Genomic DNA, 14247 nt, shown 5'->3' with positions numbered 1-14247 from the left:
GGTCAGCGCCGCGCCGAACGCTCTGCGCGCTCTCAGGGCACCAGAACGATCGACCCGACGGTCTTGCGGCCCTCGAGATCGCGGTGCGCCTCTTCGGCGTTCTCCAACGGGTAGTGGGCGCTGACATTGATAGTGATCGCACCGGATTTGATGGCGTCGAGCAACTCACCGGCCCGCCAGGAGAACTCGTCGGCAGTGCGCGTGTAGTGCCCGAGATTCGGCCTGGTCAAGAACACCGATCCGGCGGCGTTGAGCCGCTGCGGGTCGACCGGCGGGACGGGTCCGCTGGCCGCACCGAACAACGCCAGGGTGCCACGCACCGCCAGGCTGGCCAGGCTGCCCTCGAAGGTTGTCTTGCCCACCCCGTCGTAGGCGGCGGCGACGCCGAGCCCATCGGTGAGTTCTTTGACCCGGGCGCCGAACTCGGCGGGATCCTCGGGATAGTCGAGCACCTCGACGGCTCCCGCCTGCCGGGACAACTCGGCCTTCTCCGGTGTGGACGCGGTGGTGATGACCCGGGCGCCGATACTGGTCGCCCACTGCGTCAGGATCAGACCGACACCGCCGGCGCCGGCGTGCACCAGGATGGTGTCCTGCGGCTGTACCGGGTAGGTCGACTTGAGCAGGTAGTGCGCCGTCATACCCTTCAGCAGCGCTGAGGCCACCACATCCGGCGCCACTCCGTCGGGCACGTAAGCGACAAAATCGGCAGGTGCCACGCTGTATTCGGCGTAGGCGCCCATGGCTTTGTCCGTCACCACGCGGTCACCGACATTGAGGACGGCGACGTCATCGCCGACCGCTTCGATCACACCGCACACCTCGGTGCCGGAGATGAACGGAGTCTCCCGCGGGTAGAGCCCGGACCGGAAGTAGGTGTCGATGAAGTTGACGCCGATGGCCTCGGCTCTGATCAGCACCTGACCGGGGCCGGGAGCGGGCGCAGGCCGCTCCACGTAGCGCAGGACGTCGGGACCTCCGATTTCGGGAACTTCGATCGCATGCATGGTGACTATCATCCTTGAATGTGGTGATCAGATGAAGCTGGCCCGACCTGACCTCTTCCACCCCAGGATCGTGCTGGCTGGTTGTCCGAAGCTGATCACGGGAGACGGTGACGACGACGGCTTGATCGCCGCGCTCCGCGACCGGGGCCTGATGGCGCACTGGCGCTCCTGGGACGATCCGCAGACCCTTGACAGTGATCTGGTCATCCTGCGGGCGACCTGGGACTACATCGAACGGCTCGACGAGTTCGTGGCATGGACCGAGGCGGTGCCGAACTTGCTCAACGCCCCGCGGGTGGTTCGGTGGAACACCGAGAAGACCTACCTGGAGGACCTGGCCGTGGCCGGGATCCCGGTGGTCGAAAGTGCGTTCTTCGCGCCGGGGGAGATCGTTCACCTGCCGGCTGGCGAAGTTGTTGTCAAACCCGCGGTCGGGGCCGGCTCGGTCGGTGCGCAACGATTCACCGATCACTGCGCGGCCCGCGACCACGCCGCAACTCTGCAGGAGGCCGGGCAGACGGCGCTGGTGCAGCCCTATGACCGGCGGGTGGAGGCCGGTGAGACGGCCCTGGTGTTCCTCGGCGGTCGGCAGTCACACGCATTCACCAAGGGGCCGATGCTGCCGCCGGCCGGGAGCACCCCGGTGTTCGACGAGTCCGGGACCTACGCCGAAGAGTCGCTGGCGCCGGCGGATCCGGATTTCACCCTGTGGGACGTCGGCCACCGCGCGCTGGCCGCTGCGGCACAGCACCTGGGCTGCGTTCCAGAGGAATTCCTGTACGCCCGCGTCGACCTGGTGGGCGGGCAGCGTGACCCACTGTTGTTGGAGTTGGAACTGGTGGAGCCGTCACTGGGCTGGCGCCAGCTCGGCGTCACTCCGCGGGCGGCCGCACAGCGCGAGTTCGCGGTATGTGTCGAGTCAGCCCTGGACCGGCTCGGGCTCGGTCCGTTGTCGCATCGCACCCCATAGCGCCGCGGTGGCCGCGGTGCAGGCACCCGCTCCGGCGACGTGCACCGCGACCAGCGCGGCGGGCACCCCGGTGAAGAACTGCACCGCCCCCAGCAGACCTTGGGCGACCACCAGCGCCACCAACACGTAGAGCCGGGTCATCACCGGTCGCGGCGCGTGCACGGCCCACAACCCGAAGCCGAGGCCGACAACCAGCGCCAGGTACGCGACCAGCAGGGATGAATGCAGGTGGACCAGGGTGGTGATCTCGATCTGGAGGCGGGCGACGGGCCGCTCGATGCTCTTGTCACCGGCGTGCGGGCCGGCCGCGGTGACCAGGGTCCCGCTGACGAGGACTCCGGCCAGCACCATCCCGGACAGGGCGGTCAGCAGCCGCAGCGGTTTGGGCGCGGTGTCGCGGACCACACCGTTGTCGGGCTGGCTGATCTTGACGAACAACAACACCGACAACCACACCATGGCCATCGAGGCCAGCAGGTGGACCGCAACCGTCCACCACAGCAGACCGGTGAGCACCGTGATGCCGCCGATCACGGCCTGGACCACCGTCGATGCCGGCATCAGCCACGCGTAGAACAGCACTTCACGGCGTCGGTGGGCCCTGGTGACGACCAGCACGGCCGCGATGGCAGTGGCGACGACGGCAAAGGTGAGCATCCGGTTGCCGAATTCCACGGCCTGATGGATGCCGGCTACTTCCGGATGCGGGATCGGGGTGAAGCTGCCGGGGAAGCATTGTGGCCACGTCGGGCAGCCGAGGCCGGAGGCGGTCACGCGGACGATCGCCCCGGTGACCGCGATGCCGCCCTGGGTCAGGATGACAAGGGCGCCGACGATGAGTTGCACGCGTCGGCTGGGTTCGGGAAGTCGATCGACCAGCCGCTGGAATGACACCCACCAAGAGTAGGGGACTCGAAACTACCGGCCGTAGTAGGGCTGCAGTAGGGCTGTAGTAGGGCCGCAGATTTCCGCTGAGCAGACACAAACGCGGACGATCCGTGGCCGGATCGCGCGCGTTTGTGTCTGCTCGCGAGTGAACCCCGCGGGCGAAAGCTCAGCACCAGATGGCCAGCCGGTGGCCCGACCCGTTGACCTGTGGCGGGTCCGGCAGACAGAACGCGGTGCCGGTCGCAATCCGGTGTGCACTCCAGGCGGCGGCTGCGGCATCGAGCACATCGTCGGCGGGGATGCGCTCGAGCGCCGGACCGAGGTATTCCGGCAGGGCGATCCCGTGGGCAGCCAATACCCGCAGCCGGGCGCGCTGCCCACGCCACTGCTTCTTTGCGCCATCGGAGGCCAGCAGGCCCAGCTGGGTGAACGTCAGCTCGGGATGCACCTCGTACAGCGGCAGCGAGGTGTCGCGGGCGAGTTCCTCGGCTTCCAGGAATTTCCGCTTCAGCCCCCACGTCTGGATGCTGATGCCCTTACCCGTCAACACCGTGGCCAACGCGGTCGCCGTGCGGTGATCAGGTGCGTCGAACACCGGCCGCGGCGGCATCACGAAGATGCTCGAGGAGCGGCCGCTCAGCATCCCTCGGGCCAGTACATCGGAGGCCCGGACCTCGGCGTCCAGCAAGCCCAACGGCATGTCGACGCCTATCGCGACGGCTCCCGGCGCCGCGGCCACCACCTCGGCCAGTGTCGCGCCGACATGCGCGGCCGCGAAGATGCCGTCGCGTAACTCGATACCGACCCAGCCGCTGCGGCAGGCGTCGATGCCGAGCACCGTGCTCACGTGAAGCGGAACCACCGCAACGCACAGACCGCGGCCAGCGCACCCCAGATCGCCAGCACCGCAATCCCGAACCAGTCCACCGACGTCGACATCGCCTGGGTCAGCGCCTCGGTCAAGGCGCCCGACGGGGTCAGTCGGGCGACCCACTGCAGCGCCGACGGAACGGCGTCACCTTCCAGTGTCATCGCGCCCAGCCCGGCAAAGACGAACCACAGCAGGTTCGCCACCGCCAGCACGATCTCCGCTTTCAGAGTGCCGCCGAGCAGCAGGCCGAGCGCGGCGAAACCCGCAGTGCCCAAAGCGATGACGACCGCACCGATCAGCAACCCGACCGGGCTGGGCCGCCAGCCCAGTGCCAACCCGATCGCGCCGAGCACAATCGCCTGCAGGAAGACGACGGCCACCACCGCCAGCGATTTTCCGGCGATGATGCCCCACACAGGCAAAGCGGTGGCGCCCAGTCGTTTCAACGCCCCGTACCGCCGATCGAAAGCGACGGCGATCGCCTGCCCGGTGAAGGCGGTGGAGATGACGGCCAGCGCCATGATCGCCGGCACGAAGGTCGCCGCCCGGTTGTCGCCGAAGGAACCCAACGGCAGCAGCGTCAACCCGATCAGCAGCGTGATCGGAATGAACATCGTCAACAGCAGCTGTTCGCCGTTGCGCAGCAACAACTTCAGCTCCAGGCCGAACTGGGCGGCCAGCATCTTCGCGACGGTGTTCGGTCGTGCGTCCGGACGGAACGTGCCTGCCGGGAACAGTGCTTCTTTCATCACAACCCCCGACACCCGTCGCCGCTACTGAGATTCATCGCAACTCCCGCCCGGTCAGCTCGAGGAACACGTCTTCGAGGCTGCGCTGCTCGACCCGCATGTCGGTGGCCAGCACGTCGAGCCGGGCGCACCAGGCGGTCACGGTGGCCAGGACCTGAGGGTCGATGTGCCCGTCCACCCGGTATTCGCCGGGGGACACTTCGACGGCGTGGTAGTTCTCCGGCAGTGCGCTGGTCAGCAGTGCCAGATCGAGCTTGCGCGGCGCGGTGAACCGCAACTGGTCCTTGGCGCCGGAGCGCATCAGCTCCGCCGGGGTGCCTTCGGCCACGGCGACACCACGATCGATGATGACCAGCCGATCGGCGAGTTCCTCGGCCTCCTTGAGCTGGTGGGTGGTCAGCACCACGGAGACGCCGTCGCGGCGCAGTCCGTCGATCAGCTCCCACACCACCAGCCGGGCGTGCGCATCCAATCCCGCGGTGGGCTCGTCGAGGAACACCAGTTCCGGCCGGCCCACGATTGCGCAGGCCAGCGCAAGCCGTTGCTGTTGACCGCCGGAGAGCCGGCGGTAGGTGGTCCGCGCCACCTCGGTCAGGCCCAGGGTGTTCAGCAACCACTGCGGATCCAACGGGTTGGCGGCGTAGGCGGCGACAAGATCGAGCATCTCGCCGGCGCGGGCGGCGGGATAGCCGCCACCGCCTTGGAGCATCACCCCGATCCGGGCGCGCAGCCGGGCGTTGTCCACAAACGGGTCCATGCCGAGGACCTCGATGGTGCCGGCGTCGGGCCGCAGGAAGCCCTCGCACATCTCGACGGTGGTGGTTTTGCCGGCACCGTTGGGGCCGAGCAGGGCAAGCACCTCCGCCGCGTGCACGTCGAGATCCAATCCGGACACCGCGGTCAGGCCGCCGTAGCGTTTGGTCACCCCGCGTAAACGGAGAGGTACAGGCGCGCTGGATCCTGTTGAGGAGGGTGCTGCAGTCGAGCTCACGGGGACTCAGCGTAGGCGTCGGGCGCGGCGTGGGGTGGTGGCGGTGGACGGCTGGCGCCGTCGGGCGTGTTCCGGGCGGTGTCGGTGGGCGAGTCCGGCCCGGGCGGGTCGACCTCGGTGACCGGCGGTGGCAGCGCCCGCCAGGGCAACCACCGGTAGGTGATCGCGATCAGGATCAGCACGATGATCGTGCTGGCGACGGTGGCGTCCACGATCTGGAACAGGGCAAAGCGGTCCCCGTTGGCGGTCGGCCCGAAGATCCCCACGATGAGCGTGCCCCCGATTGCGGCGGCCCGGAAGTTCGGTCGGGTGGCCCAGGCGGCCAGCGGGACGATCGCCCATAGCAGGTACCACGGCTGCACCACCGGGGACAGCAACAGGGTGGCTCCCAGAGCGACCCCCAACCCGCCGACCGGGTGGAGGTGGCCGCGCAGCACGGACAACAGCAGCCACGACACCACAACAGTGATGATCAGCACACCGATGGCGCGGGTCAGGCCCAGGACGGAGGTGGTGTGGTCGCCGAGGCCGAGCAGAATGCCGACCTGACCGGTGCCCAGCGCGATCAACGTCGGTGGTGACATCCAGCTGCGCACCACGTTGGCGGTGCCGAGGGTGAACAGCCAGCCGAAGCCGAGTCCGCTGGCCCAGCCGATCACGACGATCACCGCCAGCGACACCGCACCCAAACTGCAACTGGCGATCAGGAACGCTTTCACGGTGCCACCCCAGCGGCAGGCCAGGGCCATGGCCACAAACCCCAAGGCCAGCAGCGAGGGCAACTTCACCTGGGAGGACAACGTGATCAGCACGGCGCCGGCCACGAGCATGCCCAGCGGCACCCAGGCCGCCCACTGCTGGTGCCCGTGTGGCCAGTGCAGCGGCCGCGGGATCAGCCGGTGGGTGCCCTCGATACCCCGAAGCGCGAACTCGACCCCGGTGAGCATCAGGCCGAGCATCAACGCCTCGTTGTGAATGCCCGCGACCAGATGCATGATCAGCAACGGATTGGCGGCGCCGAGCCACAGCGCCGAAACCTCGGCGACACCACAGCGGCGTGCCAGCCGGGGCAGCGCCCACAGGATGAGCCCGACTCCCACGAGCACCACGATTCGGTGGCACAGCACGGCCCAGACGATGTTTTCGCCGGTCAGCGACGAGATGCCTTCGCCCAGCCACAGGAACAGCGGTCCGTACGGCGCGGGCGTCTCCCGCCACAGGCTGGGGACCGACAGGGTGAACACGTGGTCCAGGCCGAGCCCGGGCGCGGGACCCACGCTGTACGGGTCCTGGCCGTTGCGGGCGATCTGGCTCTGCGCCAGATAGGAGTAGACGTCCTTGCTGTACATCGGGGGTGCGATGAGCAGCGGGATCATCCACAGCAACAAGGTGCGGTCGAGTTGGCCGCGCGACATCCGTCTCGGGCCCAGTGCATAACGCCCCAGCATCAGCCAGGCCAGCGCCATCATCACCGCGCCCGTGGTTGTCATGGTCAGCGAGACGGTCTGGATCCGCGACGGCAGGTTGAGCAGCCGCACCCCGAACGTCGGGTCCTGGACGACCGGCCGGGCGCCGGCACCCAGCGCACCGATGGCCATCAACACCGTCCCGGTGGCGCCGAAGAGCTTGGTCCGGCGCATCGAGACGAGCTCGGCATCGTTGAGGGGGGAGCTGACAGGACGCTCGTCGGCGTGCCATCGTGCTATCGACGAACTCCACGAACGTCGACGGGCGGCCATCCCAGCAGACTATCGGGCGCTTTATTCCCGATCGTCGTGTGAGTATCCAGGCCCGCTGCTAAGGGTTACCTTGCTAGACCCGGTTCTGCAATTGCGTCACACTGGTGTTGTGAAAATCCATTCTGAGGTTCCGCGTGCGCATGACGCCATGCCGGCCACTCAGGACGGGCACACCAGGAAGGCCATCATCCGCCTGTTGCTGGAATCGGGTTCGATCACCGCAAGCGCCATCGGCGACCGACTCGGCCTGTCCGCGGCCGGAGTGCGACGTCACCTCGATGCGCTGATCGACGCCGGTGATGCAGAGGCCAACGCCGCTGCCGCCTGGCAGCAGGAAGGCCGCGGCCGGCCGGCCAAACGCTATCGGCTCACCCCGGCGGGCCGGGCCAAACTCCAGCACGCCTACGACGACCTGGCATCGGCGGCCATGCGCCAACTCCGTGAGATCGGCGGCGACGACGCGGTTCGCGCCTTTGCCCGCCGGCGCATCGACACCATCCTCGCCGGTGTGGACAAGGCCGACGGGGAGGACGACAGCCAGGTGGAAACCGCCGCCGACGGTATCGCCGGGGCGTTCACCCAAGCTGGGTACGTCACCACCACCACCCGGGTGGGAGGTGCCGCAAGCGGCACTCATCCAGGTGTTCAGATCTGTCAGCACCACTGTCCGGTCTCGCATGTGGCCGAAGAGTTCCCCGAGCTGTGTGAAGCCGAGGCGCAGGCCATGGCCGAGGTGCTGGGTACCCACGTGCAGCGGCTGGCGACGATTGTCAACGGAGACTGCGCCTGTACCACCCACGTGCCGCTGAGCAGCACCGGGACTTGACCCGGTAGCACGCACGTTCCACCCGAGCACAGCTACACCTTCGGCACGCAGCCCGCGCCGGAGCCACCCGGAAGCCCACAACGAAGAACAAGGAGTGTGTCGCGATGACACTCACACCGGAGACGCCGCTGACCCAAGAGGAGACCATTGCCTCGCTGGGTAACTACGGCTACGGCTGGGCCGATTCCGATGTCGCGGGAGCCTCGGCGACCCGAGGTCTGTCCGAAGCCGTGGTTCGGGACATCTCGTCGAAGAAGAGCGAGCCGGAGTGGATGCTGGATGTCCGTCTCAAGGCGCTGCGCACCTTCGACAAGAAGCCCATGCCCAACTGGGGTTCAGATCTCGACGGCATCGACTTCGACAACATCAAGTACTTTGTGCGCTCGAGCGAGAAGCAGGCGGCGACCTGGGAGGACCTGCCCGCCGACATCAAGAACACCTACGACCGGCTCGGCATCCCGGAAGCGGAGAAGCAGCGCCTGGTGTCCGGCGTTGCCGCACAGTACGAGTCCGAGGTGGTCTACCACTCGATCCGTGAGGATCTCGAGGCCCAGGGCGTCATCTTCCTGGACACCGACACCGCGCTGAAGGAACACCCGGAGCTGTTCAAACAGTACTTCGGCACCGTGATCCCGGCCGGTGACAACAAGTTCTCCGCGCTGAACACCGCGGTGTGGTCGGGTGGGTCGTTCATCTACGTGCCCAAGGGTGTGCACGTCGACATTCCGCTGCAGGCCTACTTCCGGATCAACACCGAGAACATGGGTCAGTTCGAGCGGACGCTGATCATCGTCGACGAGGACGCCTACGTGCACTACGTCGAGGGCTGTACTGCGCCGATCTACAAGAGCGACTCGCTGCACTCGGCGGTCGTCGAGATCATCGTGAAGCCCGGCGGTCGTTGCCGCTACACGACCATCCAGAACTGGTCGAACAACGTCTACAACCTGGTCACCAAGCGTGCCCGTGCCGAGGCGGGCGCCACCATGGAATGGGTCGACGGCAACATCGGCTCCAAGGTGACGATGAAGTACCCGGCGGTGTGGATGACCGGCGAACACGCCAAGGGTGAGGTGCTCTCGGTGGCCTTCGCCGGCGAAGGCCAGCACCAGGACACCGGTGCCAAGATGCTGCACCTCGCGCCGCACACCTCGTCCAACATCGTGTCGAAGTCGGTGGCACGTGGTGGCGGCCGGGCGTCCTACCGGGGTCTGGTCCAGGTGAACAAAGGCGCCTACGGTTCGCGCTCCAGCGTGAAATGTGATGCGCTGCTGGTTGATACGATCAGCCGCTCTGACACCTACCCCTATGTCGACATCCGTGAGGACGACGTGACCATGGGGCATGAGGCCACCGTCTCCAAGGTGAGCGAAGACCAGATGTTCTACCTGATGAGCCGCGGTCTGACCGAAGACGAGGCCATGGCGATGGTGGTGCGCGGCTTTGTCGAGCCCATCGCCAAGGAACTCCCGATGGAGTACGCGCTGGAACTGAACCGGCTGATCGAGCTGCAGATGGAAGGTGCTGTCGGTTGATGGGACAAGACTTGACTCAAGCCGTCGAAGGCATTGTCAAGAACAAAGGTGAGCTGTTCGCCTCGTTCGACGTCAATGCCTTCGAGGTGCCGGGTGGTCGCGACGAGCTGTGGCGGTTCACCCCGCTCAAGCGGCTCCGTGGACTGCACGACGGCACCGCTGTCGCCACCGGCACGGCGGCCATCACGGTGACCGAACGTCCCGGTGTGACGGTGGAGACCGTCGGCCGCGGTGACGAGCGTCTCGGCCAGGGCGGTGTTCCGACCGACCGGGTTGCGGCACAGGCGTACTCGTCGTTCGAGACGGCCACCGTGGTCACCGTCGCCCGCGACACCGACGTGTCCGAGCCCATCGAGATCACCATCGACGGCCCGGGTGACGGGGCAGTGGCCTACGGGCACCTGCAGATTCGTGTCGAGGAATTGTCACGGGCCACCGTTGTTGTCGATCTGCGCGGCAGCGGCATCTACGCCGACAACATCGAGATCATCGTCGGTGACTCGGCGAGCCTGGGTGTCATCTGGATCGCCGGCTGGGCCGAAGACACGGTGCACGTCAGCGCGCACCACGCGAAGCTCGGCAAGGACGCAAAGCTCGGTCACGTGAACGTCATGCTCGGCGGCGACGTGGTGCGGACCTCGGCCACGGTGCGGTTCACCGCCTCCGGTGGTGACGCTCAGCTGCTCGGGACCTACTTCGCCGATGACGGCCAGTTCTTCGAGTCGCGGCTGCTGGTGGACCACGCCTACCCGAACTGCAAGTCCGATGTGTTGTACAAGGGTGCGCTGCAGGGTGATCCGGACTCCAAGAAGCCCGATGCGCACACCGTCTGGATCGGCGACGTCCTGATCCGCGCCGAGGCCACCGGCACCGACACCTTCGAGGTCAACCGCAACCTGGTGCTCACCGATGGTGCCCGGGCGGACTCCGTGCCGAACCTGGAGATCGAGACCGGCGAGATCGTCGGCGCCGGACACGCCAGTGCCACAGGACGTTTCGACGACGAGCAGTTGTTCTACCTGCGGGCCCGCGGCATCCCCGAGGAACAGGCCCGTCGCCTGGTGGTGCGCGGCTTCTTCAACGAGATCATCGCGAAGATCGCCGTGCCCGCCGTCCGCGAGCGCCTCACCGAAGCCATTGAACAAGAACTAGCCATCACGGAATCGAGAACCCCTTAACCATGACCACACTGGAAATCAAGGATCTGCACGCATCGGTCTTCAGCCCCGAAGGAGATGAAGTCCCGATCCTCAAGGGTGTCGACCTCACCGTGAATTCGGGTGAGACGCATGCCGTCATGGGGCCCAACGGATCCGGCAAGTCCACGCTGTCCTACGCCATCGCCGGACACCCCAAGTACACCGTCACCTCCGGGTCGATCACCCTTGACGGTGAGGATGTGCTCGAGATGAGCATCGACGAGAGGGCGCGCGCTGGGCTGTTCCTGGCGATGCAGTACCCCGTCGAGGTGCCGGGAGTCTCGATGTCGAACTTCCTGCGCACCGCGGCGACCGCTGTCCGGGGCGAGGCCCCCAAGCTGCGCCACTGGGTCAAAGAGGTCAAGTCCGCGATGACGGATCTCGACATCGACGCCGCCTTCGGCGAGCGCAGTGTCAACGAAGGCTTCTCCGGCGGCGAGAAGAAGCGCCACGAGATCCTGCAGCTGTCGCTGTTGAGGCCCAAGATCGCGATCCTCGACGAGACCGACTCCGGTCTGGACGTCGACGCGCTGCGGGTGGTCAGCGAAGGTGTCAACCGCTACAAGGAGTCCGAGAACGGCGGTGTCCTGCTGATCACGCACTACACCCGCATCCTGCGTTACATTCAGCCGCAGTTCGTGCACGTCTTCGTCGGTGGTCGGATCGTCCAATCCGGTGGTCCGGAGCTGGCCGACGAGCTCGAGACCAACGGTTACGAGCGCTTCACACAGGCCGTCACCGGGGCGTAGGGGACAGGCGATGACGACCTCCGTCGGGACGCGCCTGGACGCGGCGGACCTCGACCGGATCAGGGCGGACTTCCCGATCCTGTCCCGGATCATGCGGGGCGGGAATCGTTTGGCGTACCTCGATTCCGGCGCCACATCGCAACGGCCGCTGCAGGTGCTCGACGCCGAGCGGGAGTTCCTGCTGAACTCCAACGGCGCCGTGCACCGCGGCGCGCACCAGCTGATGGAGGAATCGACCGACGCCTACGAGCAGGGTCGCGCCGACATCGCGGCCTTCGTCGGTGCCGGTGATGATGAACTGGTGTTCACCAAGAACGCCACCGAATCGATCAACCTGGTGTCGTACTCGTTGGGGGACAACCGCTTCGACCGCGCCATCGGTCCTGGCGACGTCATCGTCACCACCGAGCTGGAACATCACGCCAACCTGATTCCCTGGCAGGAGCTGGCGCGGCGTACCGGCGCCACCCTGCGCTGGTACGGCGTCACCGACGACGGTCGCATCGACCTGGACTCACTCGAGCTGGACGAACGCGTCAAACTTGTCGCCTTCTCCCATCATTCGAATGTCACCGGTGCCATCGCGCCGGTCGCCGAACTGGTGGCCCGGGCCAAGGCCGTCGGTGCCTTCACTCTTCTGGACGCCTGCCAGTCGGTGCCGCACCAGCCGGTCGACTTCCACGCCCTGGACGTCGATTTCGCGGCGTTCTCGGGGCACAAGATGCTGGGCCCCAACGGGATCGGCGTCCTGTACGGCCGGCGGGGGCTGCTGAACGCGTTACCGCCGTTCATCACCGGCGGGTCGATGATCGAGACCGTCAGCATGGAGACCACCACCTACGCGCCGGCGCCGCAGCGTTTCGAGGCCGGAACGCCGATGACGTCCCAAGTTGTCGGGTTGGCGGCTGCCGCACGCTATCTTGCCGCGATCGGGATGCCGGCCGTGCAAGCTCACGAAGATGAATTGGTCGCCGCGGCCCTCGAGGGGCTTGCCGGTATCGCCGGGGTGCGGGTGATCGGACCGCTGACCGGTGAGTTGCGGGGTTCCCCGGTGTCGTTTGTGGTGGACGGGATTCACGCCCATGACGTGGGGCAGGTCCTCGACGATGACGGGGTGGCCGTCCGTGTCGGGCATCACTGCGCCTGGCCGCTGCACCGCCGATTCGGGGTTGCGGCCACCGCGCGCGCATCCTTTGCCGTCTACAACACACTCGACGAGGTGGACCGGCTGATCGCCGGTGTGAAGCGCGCCGTGAAATTCTTCGGGGATTGACCGTGAGAATGGAACAGATGTACCAGGAAGTCATCCTGGATCACTACAAACGCCCGCACCATCGGGGTCTGCGCGAACCGTTTGGTGCCGAGGTGATGCACGTCAACCCGACGTGTGGCGACGAAGTGACACTACGGGTGGAGCTGTCCGACGACGGCGAGACGATCGGCGACGTGTCCTATGACGGGCAGGGTTGTTCGATCAGCCAGGCCGCGACATCGGTGCTGACCGATCAGGTGATCGGCCAGACGGTCGGGGATGCTCTCAAAACCGTTGCGGCATTCACCGAGATGGTGTCGTCGCGAGGCACCATCGACGGCGACGAGGACGTGCTCGGCGACGGTATCGCCTTCGCCGGAGTTTCCAAGTACCCGGCACGGGTGAAATGTGCGTTGCTGGGTTGGATGGCTTTCAAGGACGCGGTGGTCCAGGCCAGTGCAACGTCGCACCCGGACCACACGCCCCAGCCTGACCACCGATGAGCGCTTGCGCGAAGAGGAGCAGTTGAACCATGAGTGACACCCCGATCAGCGACGAGACACTTGCCGATCTCGAGGAGGCGATGCGGGACGTCGTCGACCCCGAACTCGGCATCAACGTCGTCGACCTAGGTTTGGTCTACGGCTTGAACATCGAAGAGGCCGAGGCCGGCAAGGTGGCCTTGATCGACATGACGCTCACCTCGGCGGCCTGCCCGCTGACCGATGTCATCGAAGATCAGTCGCGCACCGCGCTGGTCGGCTCGGGCCTGGTGAACGAAATCAAGATCAACTGGGTGTGGAATCCGCCGTGGGGTCCGGACAAGATCACCGACGACGGCCGCGAACAGCTGCGAGCCCTGGGCTTCACCGTCTGATCTGACGAGTGCGCTCGATCTGACATTTCCGGCCCGTGGGTGTGGGCGGGGAACACCGCGGCAGAACCCGACGTTGAAAAGCTCGTGGCAACTCAAGACATCACAGCCGAACAGTTCAACGACACGATCAACGGCAACGACATCGTGCTGGTCGATTTCTGGGCGTCCTGGTGCGGTCCGTGCAAAGCGTTTGCGCCGACCTTCGCCAAGTCCTCGGAGGCGCACCCCGATGTGGTCTACGCCAAGGTCGACACCGAAGCTGAACAGCAACTGGCTGCTGCGGCGCAGATCCGCTCCATCCCCACCCTGATGGCGTTCAAGAAGGGCAAGCTGGTGTTCAACCAGGCCGGCGCGCTTCCTCCCGCCGCACTGGAAGACCTCATCCAGCAAGTCAAGGCGTTTGACGTCGACGCTGCGGCCGCCGCAGAGGGCAACTCCGCCGAGGTGTGACCGCGCCGGAGTGGCGCGCGCTAGCTGTACTGACTTGAGAGGTTAGGTACACAGCTAGCGGGTGTTTTGCCTCCGAGTGCGGTGTGGCCGCGGTGGTGATTGTAGGTGTGCAGCCAGATCGGGTACTCGGCGCAGCGTTCGGCG

The 14247-nt window shown here is 66.5% G+C and carries 15 protein-coding genes and 1 pseudogene; 9 read left to right on the top strand and 7 right to left on the bottom strand.

Annotated features, from left to right (window positions below; translation table 11 throughout):
- Positions 1-32: 32 nt before the first annotated feature.
- Entirely contained in the window at positions 33-1007 is a 975-nt protein-coding gene (locus WBB07_RS25935; protein WP_526311997.1) for a quinone oxidoreductase family protein, read from the bottom strand.
- A 31-nt stretch (positions 1008-1038) separates the two neighbouring features.
- Between WBB07_RS25935 and WBB07_RS25930 the strand changes: the two genes are divergently transcribed.
- Positions 1039-1977 carry an ATP-grasp domain-containing protein gene (locus WBB07_RS25930; protein WP_526311995.1) on the top strand — a complete coding sequence of 313 codons (939 nt, stop codon included), beginning with the start codon at positions 1039-1041 and terminating at the stop codon, positions 1975-1977.
- Here WBB07_RS25930 and WBB07_RS25925 read toward each other — a convergent pair.
- From WBB07_RS25925 to mptB, 5 genes are all read right to left on the bottom strand, one after another.
- Positions 1927-2871, bottom strand: a complete 945-nt coding sequence (locus WBB07_RS25925; protein ID WP_526311993.1) for a COX15/CtaA family protein — start codon at positions 2869-2871, stop codon at positions 1927-1929. The two genes, WBB07_RS25930 and WBB07_RS25925, sit on opposite strands and share 51 nt — an antisense overlap.
- Before the next feature lie 160 nt (positions 2872-3031).
- Positions 3032-3712 (bottom strand): DUF429 domain-containing protein, encoded by a 681-nt coding sequence (locus WBB07_RS25920; protein WP_526311991.1) that lies wholly within the window; start codon positions 3710-3712, stop codon positions 3032-3034.
- Positions 3709-4485: an ABC transporter permease gene (locus WBB07_RS25915; protein ID WP_526311989.1), complete on the bottom strand. Its 777-nt coding sequence runs from the start codon at positions 4483-4485 to the stop codon at positions 3709-3711. The genes WBB07_RS25920 and WBB07_RS25915 overlap by 4 nt, the downstream gene beginning before the upstream one ends.
- A 34-nt stretch (positions 4486-4519) precedes the next feature.
- A complete protein-coding gene (locus WBB07_RS25910) occupies positions 4520-5476 on the bottom strand; it encodes an ABC transporter ATP-binding protein (protein ID WP_526311987.1) in 957 nt (318 codons plus the stop codon).
- Positions 5473-7215, bottom strand: a complete 1743-nt coding sequence (gene mptB, locus WBB07_RS25905; protein ID WP_526311985.1) for a polyprenol phosphomannose-dependent alpha 1,6 mannosyltransferase MptB — start codon at positions 7213-7215, stop codon at positions 5473-5475. The genes WBB07_RS25910 and mptB overlap by 4 nt, the downstream gene beginning before the upstream one ends.
- A 148-nt stretch (positions 7216-7363) precedes the next feature.
- On the opposite strand from mptB, the gene WBB07_RS25900 reads away from it, so the two are divergent.
- The 8 genes from WBB07_RS25900 (at position 7364) to trxA (ending at position 14103) form a co-directional block, all read left to right on the top strand.
- Entirely contained in the window at positions 7364-8041 is a 678-nt protein-coding gene (locus WBB07_RS25900) for a helix-turn-helix transcriptional regulator (RefSeq protein ID WP_526311999.1), read from the top strand.
- A 104-nt stretch (positions 8042-8145) separates the two neighbouring features.
- Positions 8146-9576, top strand: a complete 1431-nt coding sequence (sufB, locus tag WBB07_RS25895; RefSeq protein WP_526311983.1) for a Fe-S cluster assembly protein SufB — start codon at positions 8146-8148, stop codon at positions 9574-9576.
- Positions 9576-10754, top strand: coding sequence for a Fe-S cluster assembly protein SufD (sufD, locus tag WBB07_RS25890; RefSeq protein WP_526311981.1), 1179 nt, complete (start codon positions 9576-9578; stop codon positions 10752-10754). The genes sufB and sufD overlap by 1 nt, the downstream gene beginning before the upstream one ends.
- Positions 10755-10756: 2 nt before the next feature.
- Positions 10757-11524: a Fe-S cluster assembly ATPase SufC gene (gene sufC / locus WBB07_RS25885; RefSeq protein ID WP_526311979.1), complete on the top strand. Its 768-nt coding sequence runs from the start codon at positions 10757-10759 to the stop codon at positions 11522-11524.
- A gap of 10 nt (positions 11525-11534) precedes the next feature.
- On the top strand, positions 11535-12797 hold the full coding sequence (locus WBB07_RS25880) for a cysteine desulfurase (RefSeq protein ID WP_526311977.1): 1263 nt from the start codon (positions 11535-11537) through the stop codon (positions 12795-12797).
- Entirely contained in the window at positions 12794-13279 is a 486-nt protein-coding gene (sufU, locus tag WBB07_RS25875; protein WP_526311975.1) for a Fe-S cluster assembly sulfur transfer protein SufU, read from the top strand. The genes WBB07_RS25880 and sufU overlap by 4 nt, the downstream gene beginning before the upstream one ends.
- A 29-nt stretch (positions 13280-13308) precedes the next feature.
- Positions 13309-13653, top strand: coding sequence for a metal-sulfur cluster assembly factor (locus tag WBB07_RS25870; protein ID WP_526311973.1), 345 nt, complete (start codon positions 13309-13311; stop codon positions 13651-13653).
- 84 nt (positions 13654-13737) lie between these two features.
- On the top strand, positions 13738-14103 hold the full coding sequence (gene trxA / locus WBB07_RS25865; RefSeq protein WP_526311971.1) for a thioredoxin: 366 nt from the start codon (positions 13738-13740) through the stop codon (positions 14101-14103).
- Positions 14104-14123: 20 nt separating this feature from the next.
- Here trxA and WBB07_RS25860 read toward each other — a convergent pair.
- A pseudogene (locus tag WBB07_RS25860) lies at positions 14124-14247 on the bottom strand (IS481 family transposase); the annotation flags it as partial.

Source organism: Mycobacterium sp., assembly GCF_049647605.1.
Classification (GTDB): Bacteria; Actinomycetota; Actinomycetes; order Mycobacteriales; family Mycobacteriaceae; genus Mycobacterium.
The sequence above is the reverse complement of the archived record's forward strand: the minus strand, read 5'-3'. Positions and strand labels throughout refer to the sequence as shown.

Bases quoted from the DNA above. Each gene is read 5' to 3' on its own strand.
- WBB07_RS25935 (WP_526311997.1), bottom strand. From the start codon at position 1,007: ATGCATGCGATCGAAGTTCCCGAAATCGGAGGTCCCGACGTCCTGCGC.
- WBB07_RS25930 (WP_526311995.1), top strand. From the start codon at position 1,039: ATGAAGCTGGCCCGACCTGACCTCTTCCACCCCAGGATCGTGCTGGCT.
- WBB07_RS25915 (WP_526311989.1), bottom strand. From the start codon at position 4,485: ATGAAAGAAGCACTGTTCCCGGCAGGCACGTTCCGTCCGGACGCACGA.
- mptB (WP_526311985.1), bottom strand. From the start codon at position 7,215: ATGGCCGCCCGTCGACGTTCGTGGAGTTCGTCGATAGCACGATGGCAC.
- WBB07_RS25900 (WP_526311999.1), top strand. From the start codon at position 7,364: ATGCCGGCCACTCAGGACGGGCACACCAGGAAGGCCATCATCCGCCTG.
- sufB (WP_526311983.1), top strand. From the start codon at position 8,146: ATGACACTCACACCGGAGACGCCGCTGACCCAAGAGGAGACCATTGCC.
- sufD (WP_526311981.1), top strand. From the start codon at position 9,576: ATGGGACAAGACTTGACTCAAGCCGTCGAAGGCATTGTCAAGAACAAA.
- sufC (WP_526311979.1), top strand. From the start codon at position 10,757: ATGACCACACTGGAAATCAAGGATCTGCACGCATCGGTCTTCAGCCCC.
- WBB07_RS25880 (WP_526311977.1), top strand. From the start codon at position 11,535: ATGACGACCTCCGTCGGGACGCGCCTGGACGCGGCGGACCTCGACCGG.
- WBB07_RS25870 (WP_526311973.1), top strand. From the start codon at position 13,309: ATGAGTGACACCCCGATCAGCGACGAGACACTTGCCGATCTCGAGGAG.